This is a genomic window from Thermococcus sp. 4557, from assembly GCF_000221185.1.
Taxonomy (GTDB): Archaea; Methanobacteriota_B; Thermococci; order Thermococcales; family Thermococcaceae; genus Thermococcus.
On record NC_015865.1, the window covers coordinates 1,001,011 to 1,018,855 of the forward strand.

At 54.4% G+C, this 17,845-nt stretch carries 21 protein-coding genes, 2 tRNA genes and 1 rRNA gene; 15 read left to right on the forward strand and 9 right to left on the reverse strand.

What is annotated here, in order from left to right; genetic code table 11:
- The first annotated feature begins 126 nt into the window (after positions 1-126).
- The 4 genes from GQS_RS05340 to GQS_RS05355 all read left to right on the forward strand — a co-directional run bounded on the left by GQS_RS05340 (position 127) and on the right by GQS_RS05355 (position 4,728).
- Positions 127-1,347: a hypothetical protein gene (locus tag GQS_RS05340; RefSeq protein WP_148236368.1), complete on the forward strand. Its 1,221-nt coding sequence runs from the start codon at positions 127-129 to the stop codon at positions 1,345-1,347.
- The gene (locus GQS_RS05345; protein ID WP_014012650.1) at positions 1,344-2,303 is read left to right on the forward strand and encodes a hypothetical protein; all 960 of its coding nucleotides are present in this window, start codon (positions 1,344-1,346) and stop codon (positions 2,301-2,303) included. The genes GQS_RS05340 and GQS_RS05345 overlap by 4 nt, the downstream gene beginning before the upstream one ends.
- Positions 2,304-2,572: 269 nt before the next feature.
- Positions 2,573-3,268, forward strand: a complete 696-nt coding sequence (locus tag GQS_RS05350) for a hypothetical protein (protein ID WP_014012651.1) — start codon at positions 2,573-2,575, stop codon at positions 3,266-3,268.
- 122 nt (positions 3,269-3,390) lie between these two features.
- Positions 3,391-4,728 carry an NCS2 family permease gene (locus tag GQS_RS05355; protein ID WP_014012652.1) on the forward strand — a complete coding sequence of 446 codons (1,338 nt, stop codon included), beginning with the start codon at positions 3,391-3,393 and terminating at the stop codon, positions 4,726-4,728.
- Positions 4,729-4,775: 47 nt separating this feature from the next.
- Here GQS_RS05355 and GQS_RS05360 read toward each other — a convergent pair whose 3' ends face one another.
- From GQS_RS05360 to rrf, 4 genes are all read right to left on the reverse strand, one after another.
- Entirely contained in the window at positions 4,776-5,213 is a 438-nt protein-coding gene (locus GQS_RS05360) for a metal-dependent transcriptional regulator (protein WP_014012653.1), read from the reverse strand.
- A 361-nt stretch (positions 5,214-5,574) separates the two neighbouring features.
- A tRNA-Lys gene (locus GQS_RS05365) sits at positions 5,575-5,652 on the reverse strand.
- Between the two features lie 528 nt (positions 5,653-6,180).
- Positions 6,181-6,258, reverse strand: a tRNA-Asp gene (locus tag GQS_RS05370).
- 8 nt (positions 6,259-6,266) lie between these two features.
- Positions 6,267-6,388: ribosomal RNA gene (gene rrf / locus GQS_RS05375) — 5S ribosomal RNA — on the reverse strand.
- A gap of 98 nt (positions 6,389-6,486) precedes the next feature.
- Between rrf and scpB the strand changes: the two genes are divergently transcribed.
- The 4 genes from scpB (at position 6,487) to GQS_RS05395 (ending at position 9,538) form a co-directional block, all read left to right on the forward strand.
- The gene (gene scpB / locus GQS_RS05380; protein WP_014012654.1) at positions 6,487-7,143 is read left to right on the forward strand and encodes an SMC-Scp complex subunit ScpB; all 657 of its coding nucleotides are present in this window, start codon (positions 6,487-6,489) and stop codon (positions 7,141-7,143) included.
- Positions 7,144-7,279: 136 nt separating this feature from the next.
- Positions 7,280-8,353, forward strand: coding sequence for an OB-fold nucleic acid binding domain-containing protein (locus tag GQS_RS05385; RefSeq protein WP_014012655.1), 1,074 nt, complete (start codon positions 7,280-7,282; stop codon positions 8,351-8,353).
- Between the two features lies 1 nt (position 8,354).
- Positions 8,355-8,732: a replication factor A complex, RPA14 subunit gene (locus GQS_RS05390; RefSeq protein ID WP_014012656.1), complete on the forward strand. Its 378-nt coding sequence runs from the start codon at positions 8,355-8,357 to the stop codon at positions 8,730-8,732.
- The gene (locus GQS_RS05395) at positions 8,729-9,538 is read left to right on the forward strand and encodes an OB-fold nucleic acid binding domain-containing protein (RefSeq protein ID WP_014012657.1); all 810 of its coding nucleotides are present in this window, start codon (positions 8,729-8,731) and stop codon (positions 9,536-9,538) included. Before GQS_RS05390 ends, GQS_RS05395 begins: the two co-directional genes overlap by 4 nt.
- Before the next feature lie 47 nt (positions 9,539-9,585).
- Here GQS_RS05395 and GQS_RS05400 read toward each other — a convergent pair whose 3' ends face one another.
- From GQS_RS05400 to GQS_RS05410, 3 genes are read right to left on the reverse strand one after another with little or no spacing between them, the layout of a single operon-like run.
- Positions 9,586-9,966 carry a hypothetical protein gene (locus GQS_RS05400; protein ID WP_014012658.1) on the reverse strand — a complete coding sequence of 127 codons (381 nt, stop codon included), beginning with the start codon at positions 9,964-9,966 and terminating at the stop codon, positions 9,586-9,588.
- 31 nt (positions 9,967-9,997) lie between these two features.
- The gene (locus GQS_RS05405) at positions 9,998-10,828 is read right to left on the reverse strand and encodes a geranylgeranylglycerol-phosphate geranylgeranyltransferase (protein ID WP_014012659.1); all 831 of its coding nucleotides are present in this window, start codon (positions 10,826-10,828) and stop codon (positions 9,998-10,000) included.
- 44 nt (positions 10,829-10,872) lie between these two features.
- Complete coding sequence (locus tag GQS_RS05410) at positions 10,873-11,940, reverse strand: Clp1/GlmU family protein (protein WP_048056529.1); 1,068 nt, start codon at positions 11,938-11,940, stop codon at positions 10,873-10,875.
- A 254-nt stretch (positions 11,941-12,194) separates the two neighbouring features.
- Between GQS_RS05410 and GQS_RS05415 the strand changes: the two genes are divergently transcribed.
- The gene (locus tag GQS_RS05415) at positions 12,195-12,659 is read left to right on the forward strand and encodes an Lrp/AsnC family transcriptional regulator (RefSeq protein ID WP_014012661.1); all 465 of its coding nucleotides are present in this window, start codon (positions 12,195-12,197) and stop codon (positions 12,657-12,659) included.
- On the opposite strand, the gene engB is transcribed toward GQS_RS05415, so the two are convergent.
- A complete protein-coding gene (engB, locus tag GQS_RS05420; RefSeq protein ID WP_014012662.1) occupies positions 12,606-13,235 on the reverse strand; it encodes a GTP-binding protein EngB in 630 nt (209 codons plus the stop codon). The two genes, GQS_RS05415 and engB, sit on opposite strands and share 54 nt — an antisense overlap.
- Positions 13,236-13,328: 93 nt before the next feature.
- Between engB and GQS_RS05425 the strand changes: the two genes are divergently transcribed.
- Positions 13,329-13,985 carry a hypothetical protein gene (locus tag GQS_RS05425; protein WP_014012663.1) on the forward strand — a complete coding sequence of 219 codons (657 nt, stop codon included), beginning with the start codon at positions 13,329-13,331 and terminating at the stop codon, positions 13,983-13,985.
- On the opposite strand, the gene GQS_RS05430 is transcribed toward GQS_RS05425, so the two are convergent.
- A complete protein-coding gene (locus tag GQS_RS05430) occupies positions 13,982-14,152 on the reverse strand; it encodes a preprotein translocase subunit Sec61beta (protein ID WP_014012664.1) in 171 nt (56 codons plus the stop codon). The genes GQS_RS05425 and GQS_RS05430 overlap by 4 nt on opposite strands.
- Before the next feature lie 275 nt (positions 14,153-14,427).
- Here GQS_RS05430 and GQS_RS05435 point away from each other — a divergent pair, with 275 nt between their 5' ends.
- From GQS_RS05435 to GQS_RS05455, 5 genes are all read left to right on the forward strand, one after another.
- Positions 14,428-14,742, forward strand: coding sequence for a hypothetical protein (locus GQS_RS05435; protein WP_014012665.1), 315 nt, complete (start codon positions 14,428-14,430; stop codon positions 14,740-14,742).
- Between the two features lie 108 nt (positions 14,743-14,850).
- A complete protein-coding gene (locus tag GQS_RS05440) occupies positions 14,851-15,228 on the forward strand; it encodes a 30S ribosomal protein S6e (protein ID WP_014012666.1) in 378 nt (125 codons plus the stop codon).
- A 107-nt stretch (positions 15,229-15,335) separates the two neighbouring features.
- Positions 15,336-16,568, forward strand: a complete 1,233-nt coding sequence (eif2g, locus tag GQS_RS05445) for a translation initiation factor IF-2 subunit gamma (protein ID WP_014012667.1) — start codon at positions 15,336-15,338, stop codon at positions 16,566-16,568.
- A gap of 35 nt (positions 16,569-16,603) precedes the next feature.
- Positions 16,604-17,020 carry a PIN domain-containing protein gene (locus GQS_RS05450; protein ID WP_014012668.1) on the forward strand — a complete coding sequence of 139 codons (417 nt, stop codon included), beginning with the start codon at positions 16,604-16,606 and terminating at the stop codon, positions 17,018-17,020.
- 43 nt (positions 17,021-17,063) lie between these two features.
- Positions 17,064-17,834 carry a metal-dependent phosphohydrolase gene (locus GQS_RS05455; protein ID WP_014012669.1) on the forward strand — a complete coding sequence of 257 codons (771 nt, stop codon included), beginning with the start codon at positions 17,064-17,066 and terminating at the stop codon, positions 17,832-17,834.
- The last annotated feature ends 11 nt before the right edge of the window (positions 17,835-17,845 follow it).

The window sequence follows — 17,845 nt, forward strand, 5'->3', positions numbered from 1 at the left end:
GGTGATAGAAAGGGTTAAATAATCCAACGGCATATTTTGTAATGCAATCTCCCATCGGAGGTGCAAGTCGTGAAATGGAAACCCCCATTAGCGTTACTCTTGGGAATCCTCCTATTGGGGGGAATCGTGACGGCGGCCCCGGTTGACAAGCCGGGGGCAGTGCCCTTAGCCACAGTCAAGGCACTCGCAATTAGGGAACTGCACAAGTTCCCGGAATTCAACGGGGCATTCCCAACCAACCCAACACCCCTCTACTTCCCTGACGGTAGATTGGCAGCTTACGAATTCAGAATGGTCAAGAACGGTAAGACTATAGGCTACATAATAGTGTCAGCCAACAGGAACCTACCCCCGGCAATCCTAGAGGCAGGCTTTGGCGAGAAGACCCCAAGCGACCTAATGAAAGAACTCGCCACGAGAAAAGGAGTAAAAACCTACCGCCTCGCATACTTCAGCGGACTGAACTACGGCATCTTAGCTGGAGACAAGGTTATGGACATGAAGGGCAAGGAATACAGAAAACCAAGCAGATACACTTTGGCTTTGGAAAACAAAGCAGAGGACAATCAGAAGCAGTGGGTAACTGTTGAAACGTTAACCTCAACTGACAAAATCGACTACATTGCACCACTGGCAACAATAACTTCTCAAAAGATAATCTACGGCGTCCCAGCATGGACATCAACTGATCTGGGGACAAAGTCCAACATTCCCCAACCTCGCGATGCTGACCCGTGGGAGTACATAGGACCCGCCGAAGATCCATGGAAGAATTGGGACGGTTGTGCACCGATAGCAGCATCAATGATAGTTGGATACTATGAGATCCAATACCGAAGTGATTGGTATAGAGAAGCAATAATAGATATTCTCCACCTTACAATGAAAACAAGTGATGACATCGAGGCAAGAACTGCTACCTCAAATATAGGACCAGGAATTGAGAACTTCTATTGGGAGGCCAAAGAAGTATTACCAGATCCTCCTAAGTATCTCTACACTACTACAACGTACAACGACCTGAATGAAAACAGTGTATTTTCAATAATAAAAAACGAAGTTGATATGGGAAGACCAGGGATTCTGAGTGCATATCACTTTAATTTCGTGAATGAGCTGCCAGTTAACGACTTTCATTCAGTAACTTTCGTTGGATATCGTGAGTACAGTGATGACACCCGTTATATTTACGTTCATACTACATGGGCACCGTGGCTTAATGGCAGACCAACTTCCGACTGGGTGATCGTTGACAGCCTACCGGGAGCAACAATAGTTACTGTCAAACCAAATTCCTGTCCATCAGGAATATGCCCAACTTCACTGGAGGAGGTACCCCGAAAATGAATAAGACTCTTTATATTATTTCAGTGCTTTTTGTTATTTTTATTCTGACTATTACTTACACAGATCACGAAGCGAGTAACAATAACGTCTCCAGTCATGGTAGTCTGCCAAGCCAAATTAATGTTTCCCAAAGTCAAGTCCATCAGAGTGAGGAGCACTACCTGATGGAAAATCAATGCAAAAATGATGTGAGTACTATCCCAAGATTAAACTCTTTTGGGAGCATTGTTATATCAGAGAGACTTCCCAATAATTCAGCTGTAAGATTTAATGAAAACATAATAATAATTCCAAAGACAGACCTAAATAAATCCATAACAACAGGAAAGATGTACCTTCAAAACTGGACTCATGAAATTGGGATAACCGTTCCATGTTACATTCAAGGAGGAGAAGCTACCCTAGATAACAACTCTACAAGTAAGGGTTTTCACGATTTGGGCCTATGCATATCAACCTCTTCCCAGATCGACCTTACAAACGAGAGATGCATATTTCTAAAAACTGTAAACTATGAATCAGAACTGCCACCAGGAAGGGTGCATATGGCAACATATGCCATTCCACTGGCTAATACTAGTTGGGACAAATGGGATCATGTTTATTGCAGTAAAGTAATCGACTATCTAAGTGTCTGTGGCCATCCAGAGCTGTGGGTGAAGAACTTTACGAGCCCCTGTTACTGCAACAGCCACACAATTATCAAAAAGGTTTTGGACGAAATAGACGAGGCAGGTTTTAGCACGATGATATCTAGTGAAAAGAGTACCTCCAACGAAATATTTTCACAAATAGAGATATACATATATCGCAAAGGCGACGAATACCTCTACGTGGAATTCGCCAAAGTCAAGGGCATGGATTTGGTTAGAGTTCTTATGATAATGGGCGACGAAGAAATCGTGAAAGCCTATGCGGAAGCCTTCAGCGCTAGAACGCCAACCTCCCAGAATTGAGCTGGCCATAGTCAACCCATCTACAGAGGGTGAAGGCCACTATGGAAGGTTCCAAAAAACCCAAGCTTCATTTTTTCATTTTTCTGCTGATAGCTCTAGTGGTGGTCGCGGCACTAAGTATTCCTCACTTCAGGGAAAAAGGAACACCCATATACAACAACCAAACGCTAAATCCCCAGGAATGTAGCCAGGAATGCAGGCTTACTATCCATTCAAAGCAGCCAAAAAATGCCCTAATCGGCGGGTGGATAGACAACAGAATTACTGAGGTGACCAACGGTTCTGAGATCACACTGAAGGACTGGTTCGTCGTTTACCCCCACATGAACCTCACCTCCCCACCGGAGGGCTGGAACGCCTACCTCATCTACTGGCCGGAGAAGTTCAACCTGACAGTGCCCTGCTCCATGGGCGGCTTTACAATGGCCCTGGTAGGAAGGGAGAGCGGGCAATCCTTCTACCAGGCGGTTTTAAGGAACGAAACACCCCCGAAACACGCGAGGGACTGTTGGGGAGAGGGAAACGGGCGGTGGCTGGAACTGCCGCCGGGAAAGGCCTACTTTGCGGTTCAGTACATTCCAACGGCCAACGCAACTTGGAAATTTACCGTCCTGACGCCGACCAAGACCTGGACGGACTTCAGGGACTACCACATCTTCTTCGAGACTCCGGTGGAGCTTAAAGCCACCTGCACTTGCCCTATAGAAACGCTGGCCGAGAGGTTTGAGGCTTCCATTAAAGCCCAGGGCTTCGAGGAGAGCGAGCTCTGGACCACACCCAGGGAAAACGACTGCTTCAAGCCGCTCAGCGTCAAGCTATACCGCAGGGGCGACGAATACCTCTACGTGGAGTTCGCCCAGGTGAAGGGTCTGGACCTAATCAGGGTTCTCATGGTACTCGCTGAGGAAAAGGAAGTCGTGAAGGCCTACGCGGAAGGCTTCACCGCGGTGGGCGGTGGGGGTTGAGGCTCCGCCCACCCAACATACATCTCCCCATCCCCGCCACGTTTTTTAACATTTCTACGTCAAAAAATCTTTAAAAAACCAAGTTATTAGGCAGAAATAAGTCAAACCAAGGGGTGAAGCTCATGGGATGGTTCGAGAACTACTTCGAGTTTGATAGGCACGGCACGGATATGAAGACCGAGATCCTGGCGGGCGTTACCACCTTCATGACGATGGCGTACATCCTCTTCGTAAACCCATCCATACTCAGCGATGCCATGGGTAAAGAGGCCTTCAACTCCCTCGTGGCGGTTACCGCTCTGGCCGCTGGCTTCGCGACCATTCTGATGGGCCTCTACGCCAAGAAGCCCTTCGCCCTCGCGCCGGGAATGGGGCTGAACGCCTACTTCGCATACAGCGTCGTTCTGGGAATGGGCTACGACTGGCGCGTTGCCCTCGCTGCGGTCTTCATTGAAGGTCTCATCTTCATAGTCCTCAGCGTCACCAAGGTCAGGAGCGCGATAATCCACGCGATACCGCTCAGTCAGAAGTACGCGGTCGGTGCCGGAATAGGCCTCTTCCTGACGTTCATCGGCCTCAACGACGTCGGCCTCCTCACGGCGGTCGTGAACGACTCGGGAGTGCTTCAGCTCACCGGACTCAACGCCTCCGCCCTGACCAGCGGCGAAATACTGCTGTTCTTCTTCGGGCTCTTCCTCGCGATGGTTCTCATCGCGCTCCGCGTTAAGGGCTCGCTCCTGATATCCATCATAACCACCAGCGTCATCGGCTGGATTACCGGCGTCGCCCCCTGGCCCGAGCACCTGTTCTCAACCCCGGACCTCAGCTACACGTTCATGCAGATGGACCTCCAGGGACTCCTCAACGTGGGGGCGCTGGGGGTTGTCTTCGCGTTCTTCATGGTGGACTTCTTCGACACGCTGGGAACGGTTACGGGCCTGAGTGCCAAGGCGGGCTTCCTCACGGAGGACGGAAAGGTTCCAGACGCCGAGAAGGTTCTTCTCACCGATGCGATAGGTACGACCGTCGGAGCCGTCCTCGGAACCTCAACGGTCACGACCTACATCGAGAGCGCGGCCGGAATAGAGGAGGGCGGAAGGACTGGAATGACGGCACTCGTCACCGGGCTGCTCTTCCTCGGAATAGGTCTCTTCATAGCGCCGCTGGCGGGGGCCATACCTGCCTTCGCAACGGCACCGGCCCTTGTCATCGTCGGTTACTACATGCTCAGCGCCATCAGGGAGGTGAACTTCGCGGACCACACAGAGGCCATCCCGGCCTTCCTCGTTCTCATAACCATACCCTACACCTACTCGATAGCCGACGGAATAGGCATCGGCTTCATCAGCTACACGATACTCAAGCTCTTCAGCGGCAGAAGGGAAGAAATACACCCGCTGATGTACGCCCTCTCGATAATCTTCCTGGCCTACTTCGCCTACCTGGGCGGGGCCTTCTGATTCACTTTTCTCTTTCTTTCCCGGAGAATAGCAAAAGTTTGAGAGAATCACTTGGATTCGGTGTTCTCGGCCAGCTTCTCCTTGAGGAACTGCTTGAGAACGTAGGGGCACTGCTCCTGAATGAACTGGGCGAACTCCCTTATCCTCTGCACGGTTACCTCGCTGACGTAGTGCTCGAACTGGCAGGCGTCGTGCTCGGCTATCTCAGGCGGGATGCCCAGGATGTCAATGAAGAACTGCGTGAGGAGCAGGTGCTTTGAGTAGGTTGCCTCGGCTATCTCCCTGCCGGCGTCGGTCAGCAGAATCCTGTCGTACTTCTCGTACTCCACCAGTCCCTTCTCCGAGAGCTTCTTCAGGGCATCGACGACGCTGGGCGGCTTGACGCGCATCATCTTGGCTATGTCCTTGACGCGGATGATGCCCTTGTTCTTGTAAAGTATGTACATGGTCTCGAGGTATTCCTCTTCCCTCTTGCTTACCTCCAACGACCTCACCTGATTAGGCTACCCAAAAATGTTTAAGTAGTTTTCGCACCACGGGAAACTTTGCCTGCGCAAAGTTTCATCAAAGTTCGTGATTCTTTTGTGGATTGATATTTAGAAGGGGTCTTCACTTAAATTGGCAGTTGATTTGGATTCATTCCACAAAGGCAACCTTCAATAGGTTCGGCTTTTTTAGCGCTCCGGAGGAGCGCGGGTTGAAGTTGAACCCGCTAAAAAGGCCCTTTTGATTGTTGAATCCAACGTACAATCCAACCACTAAAACAAAAACCCACTAAAAATCTGACTACTCAAAAGGAATTACAACCTTTTGATCAAACTTTTGCCCTGCAAAAGTTTGTATTACTGGCGGGCCGGACGGGATTCGAACCCGCGGCCACGGGGTTAAAAGCCCCGCGCTCTAACCAGGCTGAGCTACCGGCCCATGTCCGATGGGATAACTGTGGAGAGATTTTATAAGCTTTGCCCTGAAACTTTGCCTGCGCAAAGTTTCATCAAAGCTCGTGATAAGTGAATGAGAACCCCCACCTAAAAAGAACACTTTTAGAAAAGCACCATCTTCCGTCCCAACATGCGAAGGAAGCTTTTGGAAAAAGCTTCACCAAAAATCTTTGCTCTGCAAAGTTTGACCGAAAGTTCGTGGTTCCCCTTAAATCGCCAGTTTGGAGGGGCTTCCGTTGAAAACGCTGGGCTAAATCTTGAATTCCATCTTTGTTAGTTTGCGTTTTAACAAGAGTTCAATTTTAACCGACGCCCAAAGGGCGTCAAAGGGGAGGAACTCCTTGAGAGAGGGCAATAATGAGGGAATTCAAATCCAAAACCGCTCGTAAAAAGGAATCCCCCTGTATTTTGGCATCTCAACGAAGAACCACCAACCTTGATCAAACTCTGCGGGACTATCGTCCCTTGCGTCGAGCAAAGCTCGACGTCGCGCAGGCGAAGTTTGTTAGAATGGCGCCCGGGTCGGGATTTGAACCCGAGTCACGGGAGTGACAGTCCCGTATGATGGGCCTGGCTACACCACCCGGGCGTTTGAGTGGCCGGCGGCGTCCCCGGTTTCCCGCCCCCTCTCGGAGGGCAGTACACCCGGGATCGCTGGCGGGCTTAACTTCCGGGGTCGAAACGAGACCGGGTGTGACCCCGCCGCTATGACCGCCGTACCGGTACAGACCTCCCGTGATGAGTTTATAAACTTTACGGTCAATTGGGGAAAAGGTTATAGTCCTCGCGGGCGAGGTTTTAGGGAGAGGTGATAATAATGGGACTGCTCGAAGACAAGGCACTCGTGGAAGCGGCCCTCTTCGTTTCTGGAAGGCCCCTTAGCGTCAAGGAGCTCTCAAGGGCGCTCGGCATAAGGTCACTCGACTACCTGGAGAAGCTCATCGAACTTATAGCCGCGGAGTACACCGAGAGAAAGAGCGCCATAGAGGTCGTCAGGGTTCTGGGGGACAAGTACGTCATGCAGGTGAAGCAGGAGTACAGCCAGCGCGTCGTCCATCTGATGCCCAGGCCGGACCTCCGGACTGGAGAGCTCAAAACCCTCGCGCTCATAGCCTACCTCCAGCCGATAGAGCAGAGCAAGGTGGTGAAGCTCAGGGGAAGTCAGGCCTACGAGCACATAAGGAAGCTCCTCGAGATGGGCCTCATCTACGCCGAGCCTTACGAGAGGACGAAGCTCCTCGGAACAACGCCGAAGTTCGCCGAGCTCTACGGCTTCCCGGAGAACGACCCCAACATAATCAAGGAGGCCTTTGGAAAGGTTGTTCACGCAGAGTACAGCGACCTCATAGCGAAGCTCGATGGACGGAGCAATGAAGAGCCAGATGAACCCGGAGAGTCCGAAGAGAAACCCGGTGAAACCACAGGGGCCGAAGAATCCGGCGGCATCGAAACGATTCCTGAGGCCGAGGAGTGATTCTTTGGCCCCCAATCCCACCCCATTTCTGTCCTCGAAAGGGAAGCAGGGCCTGTTTCTTGAAAAATCGCCATAGGAAGAGGTTTGGAGAAAGGTTTAAATACCCGAACCCACAATTACCATTAAGGTGAGTGTTATGGGAGTACTGACCAAGGAGCAGATTATCGAGATGATCGAAGGGCAAAAGGGCCTTTCGAGGGATGAAATCGAGGAAAAAATAGCCCAGATCGCGGTCCGCGAGGGCATCTCGGAGCACGCCGCCGCTGTCATGCTGGCCGAGGAACTCGGGGTCAACCTTGAGGGAAGGGAGGAGCTCCTCCACATAGCCGACCTCGTGCCCGGAATGACCGGCGTTAACGTCGTTGCGAGGGTAATGAGGAAGTACCCGCCGAGGGAGTACAAGAAGAGGGACGGCTCAACCGGCCACGTGGCCAACCTCATAATCTACGACTCAACAGGTAAGACGCGGCTCGTTCTCTGGGACGGCCTCGTCGCCAAGTACTACAACGAGCTCAACCCCGGTGATGTCATCAAAATCATCGACCCCAGCGTGAGAGAGGGCAGGAACGGTATAGAGCTCCACGCCAACTTCAGGACGAGGATAATTCCGAACCCGGAGGATCCGAGGGCCGGGGAGATACCCCCGCTCGAGGAGGTCAGGAGCTACAACTACCAGAGGAGGAAGATAGGGGACCTCATGGGAGGGGAGAAGTTCGTCGAGGTTCGCGGAACCGTGGCGAGGCTCTACCGCGTGACGGTCTACGACGCCTGCCCGCAGTGCAGGAGGAAGGTGGACTACGACCCGACCACCGAGTCGTGGATATGCCCCGAGCACGGCGAGGTGAAGCCCACGAAGATAACCATAGTGGACTTCGGCCTCGACGACTCGACCGGCTACATAAGGACGACCCTATTCGGAGACGATGCCGCGGAGCTTATCGGCAGGGACCCCGAAGAGATAGCCGAGAAGCTCAGGGAGCTCGTTGAGAGCGGTTTGACCCTCAGGGAGGCCGGAAGGAAGCTCGCGGAGGATGAGTATTACTACCTGCTGGGCAGGGAGATAGTCGTCAGGGGCAACGTCGTGGACGACAAGTTCCTGGGACTCATACTGAAGGCCTTCGGCTGGGACGAGGTCGATCCGAGGCGCGAGATAGCCAGGGTGAGGGCCGAGCTGAAGAAGGCCATAATGGAGCTTGAGGGTGGTGAGTGAAATGGAGGAAGTCAGGTTCAGGCGCAGAAAGCCCGCCGTCGAGAGGCGAATAAGCGAGATACGCGACGACGATACGAGGATTTCACTCATCGGCAAGGCATTCAAGGTCGATAAGATGGACTACACCTTCTGGCTCGACGACGGAACCGGCGTCATACTCATAGAGAGCGAGGAGAACGTCCTCCCATCTGAGGGGCAGGTGGTCAGGGTCATAGGACGCGTGATAAGGAACGAGGAGGAGACCCACATCTACGGCGAGGTCGTGCAGGACTTCAGCGGCGCAGACCTGGACGCCCTTGAGGAGATAAGGGAGCTCGAAAGGAAGGTTCTGCCCAGGGTGGAGGGCATCGTGGAGTTCTTCGGGGGTGAGGAGATATGAAGAAGCGCCTGCCAGCGAGCAGGGTCTACATCAGGGACATCATCGACGGCTACTACGTCAGGAGTGAGGGTGACTTCGAGCCGAACTATCTGATAACCAAGGACGCCAGAAAGGTTTACCGCGTCAAGGTCGTCGCCACGGTCGTCCGCGAGCCTGTGATAAGCGAGGACGAGACCTACGGCAAGCTCCAGATCGACGACGGGACCGGAACGATATGGGTTCTCGGCTTCCGCGACGACACACGCTTTGTGAGGCTCGTGAAGAAGGGCGACCTCGTGCAGATAATCGGAAAGGTCGGGGAGTGGCGCGAGGACAAGCAGATACTCGTCGAGGGGATAACCAAGGTCGAGCCCAACATGTGGATACTCCACCGCTTCGAGACCCTCAAAGAGAAGGTCGAGCACGCAAAGAAGGCCAGGATTGCCTTTGAGATATACGACAAGTACGGCATCACCGCGAAGGCAAAGGTCATCGCCAAGAACAGGGGCGTGAGCGAGGAGATGCTGATAACGATAGACGAGCTCTACACCATGATGCTCGAGCAGAGGAGCACGGAGGAAGCCCTGCTTGAAGAGGAGGAAATCATCGAAGCCGAGGAGGCCAAAGAGGAGAACCCCGAGCTCGAGAAAGCCAAGAAGGCAGTCCTCGACCTGCTCCAGGAGAAGGGCAAGGCGCTCTCCCACAAGTTCATCGTCAAGAAGCTCTCCTCCGACTTCGATGAGGAGCTCATCGAGGACGCAATCACCCAGCTCCTCGCGGATGGGGAGATATACGAGCCGGAGATAGGCTACTACGAACCCCTCTGACCTTCCTTTTTTTTAATCGGGCACTGGAAACAGAAAAGCAGGGGAGCTCAGTACTGCTCCCTCATCGTTCTTATGACCGGGTCGTGGATGAGCGTCGAGGTTATGCTGTCCACCATCCGGAAGAACTCGTCGCGGCCCTTCTCGAGGGGCATGTTCTCCAGCCGTATCAGCTCGCAGCCGCTTCCGAGGATCCACTTGCCGAGGAGTATCTTTTCCCTGTCCCCCTTTCTGAGGTCAAGCCTGGCGAGGCCGTAGGGTATGTCCGCGGTCCACCAGTTGGCCCTGAACGTAACGCTCCAGCCGGCGTTCTCCACGGCCTCAACGAGTTTTTCAAGGGTTACACCGGGCCCATAGGGTGTTTTGAAAGTAACGACGGTCCAGAGCCCGTCCCCATCAAGCGCACGCGCAAGTTCATCCTTAAACTCCATGAACCTCACCTCCGGTTCTCGTTTCTCAGCTTCAAACCAGCGCCGCGATCATGAAAGCCATCACGGCCAGGAATATGCTCACCTTAAGCAGCTTCTGGGAGCTGTGAGCCGCTTCTCTCTCCTGGGAGCGGAGTATGCGGTACGCCGCGTAGAGGATTATAACGTCAACCGGCACCATCGCGTAGTAGCCGAGACCGACCCCCGCCGTTATCGGGAGGAAGGACGCCACCACCGTCAGCACCGCGAAGGTAGCAGCGAGGTAGGCCGCGTTCCTCTTCCCCCACACGATGGGCAGGGTCCTGGCGCCCTTCGCAAGGTCACCTTCAACGTCCTCTATATCCTTTATAACTTCACGCGCCACGTTGACCAGGAAGGCACACACCGCCAGGTAGCCTGCCAGGCCGAGGTGCTCGACGGAGACCGCACCGTAGAGCGGAGTCGCACCGGTCAGGCCAGCGACGACGAGGTTGCCGACGAAGGGCAGAGGCTTGAGCTTCCAGGCGTAGAGGAACATGGTAGCGTACGCTATAATGGCCAGCAGGAAGGCGTAAACGTTTATCATGTACGCCAGCACCAGCCCCACCGCGAAGAGCAGCAGGGAGTAGTAGAGCGCCGTTCTCCTGTCCATGGCACCCCTGGGGAGCGGTCTGTCAGGACGGTTTATTTTATCTATCTCGTAGTCGAAGTAGTCGTTTATCGTGTTGCCCCCGGCGCACCCCAGGGTGACCACCAGGAAGACGAGGGCCGTCGTCAGGGCGTCGGGGAGGTGGCCCACCGCCACGATCGACCCGAGGACACCCACCACCCCGGCCAGGGCGCAGTTGTGGGGCCGGGTTATCTCGATGAAGGCCTTGAATTCCATTAGGCTCACCTAATTCGATTAGGTTGTTGACTTAAAAATCTTTGCTACAGCTCCTCCCGCCTGAGGAGACCGAGTTCCTCACCATTTTCAAGCACCTGTATACGGCCAAAGCGCAGTTCCGCAGCATTCTCAACCTCTTCCTCGGAGAGGGGGGTGAGGACCTGAGCCTTCATTCCGCTGAAGTTTATCCACTTCAGTATGCCAACGCCCATGCACAGACCTTGCCCGTCTATGAAACCCACAAGGAGGTTGCTCAGCCTCTCAAAATCAACGGCGTGGAGGGCCGGACGGCCGTACTGCCTCGAAAAGCCCTCTGCATCGACCTTGACGACGGTGTAGTGCTCCCCCTTCCACCCAGCCACCACGAGCCACTTGAAGAGCGTGGAGAGCAGTTCGCGCTCCTCCTCCGTCAGGGGCCTGCCGCGGAAGAGCTCCGTGCCCCCCGGAATCACCTTCGTCAAATCCACTTCAACAGTCCGGGAGTTCGAAAAGTACGCCCTCCACTTCTCCCGCCTGACTTCCCTGCGTTCCCGGCGCGAGTGTTCCCTAGCGGCGGGGCTGACCTGGAGCGTGACGACCTCACCGTACGGGGCGAGGACCTTTCGCAGGTATTCCATCTCCCCCTCCCGCTCGAGCAGAACGATGAGGTCCGGCCTAACGAGTTCGGCTTTGAGGCGCTTCAGCTCAACCCCCGTCCCCGTGACGAAGCCGGTGGTGTCTATAAGAACGATGTCAGCCTTTTCGGCGGCGATGTCCGTGAGCCTCTTAACCCCCACCGCCATCTCACCGACGTACTGGCCAGGGGTGGTCGTCCCTATGAAGTAGTGGGCGTGTCCCCTGAGTTCGCTTGGGCTGGAGAAAGGCCCGTCCACGAAGGCGAGGCTGACCGTCGCGGGCGGGAGGATTCCCTTCTGGCCAACGTCGCTGTCCACAATCGCGACCCGAAGACCCCTCTCAGCCAGGCCGTTGGCCAGGAACGTGAGGAGCGTCGTCTTGCCGCTGTCGGTCCCCCCGACGAGCATAACCCGAAGGGGCCGGTCTCTGGAGGACAGTTCATCTAAAAGGACGAAACGATCCTCAGGGACATCCGTGGTGTATCCCGCCTTGTTCATGGGAGCAGGTTGGAAAGAGAAATTAAAAAGATAACTGCGGCACATCCAGAAACGACCCGGAATCCCGAAGGGAGCCAGCAACCCGGCGGGGATAGGAAGCCCAAGAGAGGAAGGTCGGAACATGTACAATGAAAAGACTTATAAGACTATGTTATATGCCACAGAATATAGGCCAACAAAAATTTGACATTGGCCCGGAAAATCGTTGATTTAATAAACATGTAAATAAGAATCATGCAAAAGGAGGTTTAAAAATGGAGGAGAAGGCAACCCTTACCCCGAGGCAGATCAAACTGCTCAGGAAGTTCTACGAGGAGGGCAAGACCATAGAGGTTCACACCGTTGAGAAGACCCAGGACGAGCTTGCGGACGAGCTCGGGATAACCAGGCAGGCTCTCAGCAACCACCTCAAGGTTCTCAAGGAGCTGGGTTACATAAGAACCGGAAGGGGCTTCATAGACCTGACCGACAGGGCCCTCGACCTTCTCGGCGAGAAGAAGGGCGATGTGTTTGTGTTCGTGAGAATAGAGCCCACGAAGAGAAGGCAGGTTTACGAGGCAATAAAGAGACTCAAAATAAAGAAGATATACCGCGTCACCGGCGACATAGACCTCATCGTTGAGGCGGACAAGACCCGCCTCGACGAGATACTCGAGGAGATATCCTCACTCGACGGCGTCAAGGAGACCATCACCCACATCGTTCTCGAAGTCCTCTGACTCCGTTTCCGCGGAGGGCTTTTTCCTGCCCTCCCCAAGCTTCTTCTCCATGAGCTTCCTCAGCTCCAGCAGGTTCTTTCCGAATTTGGCGGATATCGGTATGAACGTCTCTGGCACCTCGCTGTAGGGAACGCCGAACTTCTCCGCCAGGAAGTTTATGGTTTTCTGAAGGTTCTTTATCTTGTCCATCTTGTTGACTGCGACTATCACAGGGATTCCCAGCTCCCTGAGGAAGGCGTAGAACTCCACGTCGATAGGTATCTCACCCCGTTTCTCCCAGCGCTCTATTATCTCCGGGGCGGCTTTGCCATCAACCACCAGAACCGCCAGCTCGATGTCGTCGGCGTTGTCCTCGATGAAGTGAACTATCTCGTCCTTGATCCTCTCCTGCTTCGCCTTTGGAACACCGCTCATGAAGCCGAAGCCCGGCATGTCCACAACCAGCTTCCCGCGCCAGTTTATCTCCACTGGCTTCCTCGTAACCCCTGGCCTCTTACCCCTCTTGACCCACTTGCCGGTCAGGCGGAAGATGAGCGTGCTCTTGCCAACGTTCGAACGTCCCACGAATATTATCATCCCTCTCACCGTAAGCGATGAAGCTTTTTCGCCTTATAAGCCTTGGCGGAAAAGTTAAGTAGGCGAAGGGATAAGTCCCAACGGTGGTGTTTTATGGTAGAGGGCGGCGAAACCAAGGCCAACCAGCTCATCAACAAATTCGTCATATCCCTGACGGATGGGAAGATACTGGGCTTTGTGACCGATATAAACGTCGAGGTTGAGGGCGACCAGTTCTACTTCATCCTCAAGATGAAGGAAGTGGAGAACCTCGGAAAGGGCCAGAGCATGTTCTCCAGCGAGAGGAAGCTCAAGATAAGGCCGGACGATATAGTCAACGTTGGTCCCGACGTCATAATCCTTGGAAACGGTAAAGTCCCGCCCCTCAGGGAGATAGAGAGGCTCAACCAGATAGCCGAGGAGTACAACACCCTGGTGAGGGAGCTTGAAGCCAAGGAGAAACTCATAGAGAAGCTCAAGGGGGAGAACTACGACCAGACCAAGCAGCTGGACGAGCTCCAGCGCGAGCTCAGGAAGCTGCAGATAATGAAGGAGGACTTCGAGCACCTCAAGGAGCAGCTGGTAAGGCAGGAGGGGCAGCTCGAGATGGCCAAGGAATACATACGGCTCCTGGAGGGCCTCAGGCACGACATAGACAAGATAAAAGAGGACGTTGACAGGCTCCTTCAGACCCAGCTGGAGGAAGTCGTTAGGGGAATAATCAACGAAGAACTGAACGCAAGGGGATTAAAGAAGACGAGCTTTATTTAACCGAAGAGCTGCGGGCCAAAGGCGTGCAGGAGTATCTCCAGGGCCACGAGTATGAGCGTCACCGCAATGACGCCCCTCGGGCTTATCTTTATCGCCCTGGTGTCCTCGTCGAAGAACCTCATGAGACCGGCACCGGTCGGGGGAAGTGTGGTCTTCTCCTTTGCCATTTTCTCTCACCTCTTAAAGGAGGTAGGGTTCGCCAATATATAAAAAAGTTGTGATCGGTAGCATCAGGAGTCCCGCCCGAAGCCTGAGCGTAATTTACAAACATCAAGATTTTTGATGACAATGTTTATATAACATAAGAACGAGCATCCAAACAGCAGGTTCTGTCTGGGTGAATCCCAACCGGAGCGCCCGGAAGCCAGCGACCCTTTTCACCCGGCGGTGCTCCCTCTGACACTAACGCATGAAACTTTATTGGTATATAGGAGGTGTTCGCATGCCGATGTACCTCGTCACCCACCGCTATTCGGATGAAGAGAGCATCAAAGCAACCAGGGAAGCTGCCGATTTCTTCAAACGGCTACCCCTCACGGGCGATGTCGAGTTCCTCGCATCGTATAATTTCGCCGGCGGAAGCTACACGATGTGGCGGGCCAAGGACAGAAAAACCCTCGAAGAGTACATGAAAACAATAGATGCCCCAACATTCCATAAGAACATGGAGATCACCGAAATAGTCCAGAGCTATCCCCCAACGGTCGAGTACACCATCAGGCTCTGGGAGATGCTGTACCACATGAGCGGCGGCTGACCTCCCATTTTATTTTTAGAGGAAACTTTTTAAACACCAAACCACAGCGCTCACTGGATAAGGGGTTTACCCAATGAATCCCGCTAATGACATAGGAGGTGGGAGGAAATGGCGACCTTTAAGCTCGTTATATCCAACCCAAAGAATGGCATAGCCAGGCAGGTTGAGATAAGCGGCGAAGAGGCCGAGAGGCTCATAGGAAAGAAGATTGGAGAGGAGATTCCGGCGAGCGAGCTCGGACTCAACCTCACCGAGATATTCGGCGAGGAGATTCCGGGCGATGCCAAGCTCAGGATAACCGGCGGAACCGACAAGGACGGCTTCGCCATGAGGCCCGACGTCCACGGCCCGAGGAGGGTCAAGATCCTCGTCTCCAGGGGCCCCGGCTTCAGGCCCAAGGAGAGGGGCGAGAGGAGGAAGAAGACCGTCAGGGGCAACACCATCAGCCCCGAGATCGTCCAGATCAACATGAAGCTCGTCTTCTGAGCTTCCTCCTTTTCCCCAAATTACCGCTTTTCTATTCGGCTCAACTTCTCCCCATGGAGGTAACCTTAATAAATGTCCCCGCGGTCTAATCTTAGGGGTGTGAGAAGATGGCAAAGAAGAAGGAGTTTAGACAGGCTGAAGTTAACATCGGAATGGTTGGTCACGTTGATCACGGTAAAACGACCCTCACCAGGGCCCTGACCGGTATCTGGACCGACACCCACAGCGAGGAGCTGAGAAGGGGAATCACCATCAAGATAGGTTTCGCAGACGCGGAGATAAGGAAGTGCCCGAACTGCGGGAGGTATTCGAGCTCACCGGTGTGCCCGTACTGCGGCCACGAGACCGAGTTCGAGAGGAGGGTTTCTTTCATAGACGCCCCCGGCCACGAGGCCCTGATGACCACCATGCTCGCCGGTGCTTCCCTTATGGACGGCGCGGTTCTCGTCATAGCGGCCAACGAGGGGATAATGCCCCAGACCAGGGAGCACCTCATGGCCCTCCAGATAGTCGGGAACCAGAACATAGTGATAGCGCTCAACAAGATCGAGCTGGTCGACAGAGAGAAGGTCATTGAAAGGTACCACGAGATAAAGGAGTTCGTCAAAGGTACCGTCGCCGAGAACGCCCCGATAATCCCGATTTCGGCCCTCCACGGCGCGAATGTTGACGTTCTCCTCGCGGCGATAGAGGAGTTCATACCAACCCCGAAGCACGACCTCGAGAAGCCGCCCAAGATGCTTGTCCTCAGGAGCTTCGACGTCAACAAGCCTGGAACCAAGCCAGAGAAGCTCGTCGGCGGCGTCATCGGCGGTTCGATAATCCAGGGCAAGCTCAAGGTCGGCGACGAGATAGAGATTCGCCCCGGCGTCCCCTACGAGGACCACGGCAGGATAAAGTACGAGCCGATAACCACCGAGATAACCTCCCTCCAGGCGGGCGGAAAGTTCGTGGACGAGGCATATCCGGGAGGACTCGTCGGCGTTGGAACCAAGCTCGACCCGTACCTCACCAAGGGCGACCTGATGGCCGGAAACGTCGTCGGAAAGCCAGGCCAGCTGCCGCCGGTCTGGGACGACCTAAGGCTCGAGGTTCACCTCCTTGAGCGCGTCGTGGGAACCGAGGAGGAGCTCAGGGTCGAGCCGATAAAGAGGCGCGAGGTTCTCCTCCTCAACGTCGGAACGGCCAGAACGATGGGTCTCGTTACAGGCCTCGGAAAGAACGAGGTCGAGCTCAAGCTCCAGATACCCATCTGCGCCGAGGTCGGCGATAGGGTCGCCATCAGCAGACAGGTTGGCTCAAGGTGGCGCCTCATAGGCTACGGCTTCATAAGGGAGTGAGCTCTCTTCTTTTCCATTAACTTTCGGTGAGGCAGATGCCTGAAAGACGGGAATGGCTGGTGATTCCGGACACGAATTTTCTCCTGGTTCCGGGACAGTTCGGCGTGGACATAATCGGCGAGCTGAACAGGGTTCTCGACGTGAGGTTCAAAATAGCCGTCCCCAACGTCGTCCTCCAGGAGCTGGAGGTCATAGAGAGGAAGTCCAGAGGGAAGGATTTGCTCGCCATCAGGATGGCCAAAAAGCTCGCGGAGAGGTTTGAGGTCGTTGAGATGGGCCGCTTCGGTGAGAGGCCCATAGACGACCAGATCTTCGACTTCGCCGTGAAGAACGAGAGGGTGATAGTCGGCACCAACGACAAGGGGCTGAAGAGACGCCTCCGCGAGAGGGGAATCCCGGTCGTCTACCTCCGCTCGAAGAAGATACTCGAGCTCGAGGGAATGCTGGAGTGAAAACCTTAAAACACCCTCTTCTCCACGTCCTTGGGTGGAAAAGATGTACACGGAGGAAGAACTGCTGGGCGAGATTAGGGAACTCCTCGGCGACGAGGAGCTCTACGAACTCTACGAGAGGGCGTTCAGGGAGTACCACTACTACTTCGAGACGACCAACTACATCGTTCTGAACGTCTACGGCTTCAACGACCACGGGCCAATTCACGTTCTGCTCACGACCAGGCGCGCGCTGGAGCTTCTGAACATCATCGGGAAGTTCGGAATCCAGACGACGGCCGAGAAGCTCGGCAAGCCCTTCCGCTGGAGCAAGTTCATAGTGGCATTTGGAGCGCTGTTCCACGATACCGGGAACATGATACACAGGATAAACCACTACCAGTTCAGCGTTCTCCTGGCGGAGCCGATAATAGAGAAGCTCGTGAGGGAGTTCGGAACCGACGACCCGCTCCTCCTCAAGGCGCTCACCTTGAACGCCATCTACACCCACGATGAAGCCGTTCCGTGCACCACCATAGAGGGCTCGCTCGTTACGATAGCGGACGGCTGCGACATGGAGGCCGGAAGGAGCAGGCTCGTCCACAAGAGGGACAAGGTCGATATTCACGCAGTTTCAGCCCTGGCCATAGAGAGGGTGGAGATAAGGGAAGGGGACGAGGAGCAGCCGATACTCATCGAGATATGGATGAAGCACCCCGCCGGAATCTTCCAGGTGGACGAGATACTGACGAAGAAGGTCAAAAGCTCCCTCCTGAGCGGAAAGGTCAGGCTCAGGATACACACCGGCACCGAGGTAATGGAGAAGGTTATTTAACCCTCCACCGT

Coding starts and splice junctions, on each gene's coding strand:
- scpB (WP_014012654.1), top strand. CDS start 6,487: ATGGGACTGCTCGAAGACAAGGCACTCGTGGAAGCGGCCCTCTTCGTT.
- GQS_RS05425 (WP_014012663.1), top strand. CDS start 13,329: ATGGTAGAGGGCGGCGAAACCAAGGCCAACCAGCTCATCAACAAATTC.
- eif2g (WP_014012667.1), top strand. CDS start 15,336: ATGGCAAAGAAGAAGGAGTTTAGACAGGCTGAAGTTAACATCGGAATG.
- GQS_RS05410 (WP_048056529.1), bottom strand. CDS start 11,940: ATGAACAAGGCGGGATACACCACGGATGTCCCTGAGGATCGTTTCGTC.
- GQS_RS05385 (WP_014012655.1), top strand. CDS start 7,280: ATGGGAGTACTGACCAAGGAGCAGATTATCGAGATGATCGAAGGGCAA.
- GQS_RS05450 (WP_014012668.1), top strand. CDS start 16,604: ATGCCTGAAAGACGGGAATGGCTGGTGATTCCGGACACGAATTTTCTC.
- GQS_RS05400 (WP_014012658.1), bottom strand. CDS start 9,966: ATGGAGTTTAAGGATGAACTTGCGCGTGCGCTTGATGGGGACGGGCTC.
- GQS_RS05390 (WP_014012656.1), top strand. CDS start 8,355: ATGGAGGAAGTCAGGTTCAGGCGCAGAAAGCCCGCCGTCGAGAGGCGA.
- GQS_RS05455 (WP_014012669.1), top strand. CDS start 17,064: ATGTACACGGAGGAAGAACTGCTGGGCGAGATTAGGGAACTCCTCGGC.
- GQS_RS05355 (WP_014012652.1), top strand. CDS start 3,391: ATGGGATGGTTCGAGAACTACTTCGAGTTTGATAGGCACGGCACGGAT.
- GQS_RS05345 (WP_014012650.1), top strand. CDS start 1,344: ATGAATAAGACTCTTTATATTATTTCAGTGCTTTTTGTTATTTTTATT.
- GQS_RS05440 (WP_014012666.1), top strand. CDS start 14,851: ATGGCGACCTTTAAGCTCGTTATATCCAACCCAAAGAATGGCATAGCC.
- GQS_RS05435 (WP_014012665.1), top strand. CDS start 14,428: ATGCCGATGTACCTCGTCACCCACCGCTATTCGGATGAAGAGAGCATC.
- GQS_RS05430 (WP_014012664.1), bottom strand. CDS start 14,152: ATGGCAAAGGAGAAGACCACACTTCCCCCGACCGGTGCCGGTCTCATG.
- GQS_RS05405 (WP_014012659.1), bottom strand. CDS start 10,828: ATGGAATTCAAGGCCTTCATCGAGATAACCCGGCCCCACAACTGCGCC.
- GQS_RS05415 (WP_014012661.1), top strand. CDS start 12,195: ATGGAGGAGAAGGCAACCCTTACCCCGAGGCAGATCAAACTGCTCAGG.
- GQS_RS05395 (WP_014012657.1), top strand. CDS start 8,729: ATGAAGAAGCGCCTGCCAGCGAGCAGGGTCTACATCAGGGACATCATC.
- engB (WP_014012662.1), bottom strand. CDS start 13,235: ATGATAATATTCGTGGGACGTTCGAACGTTGGCAAGAGCACGCTCATC.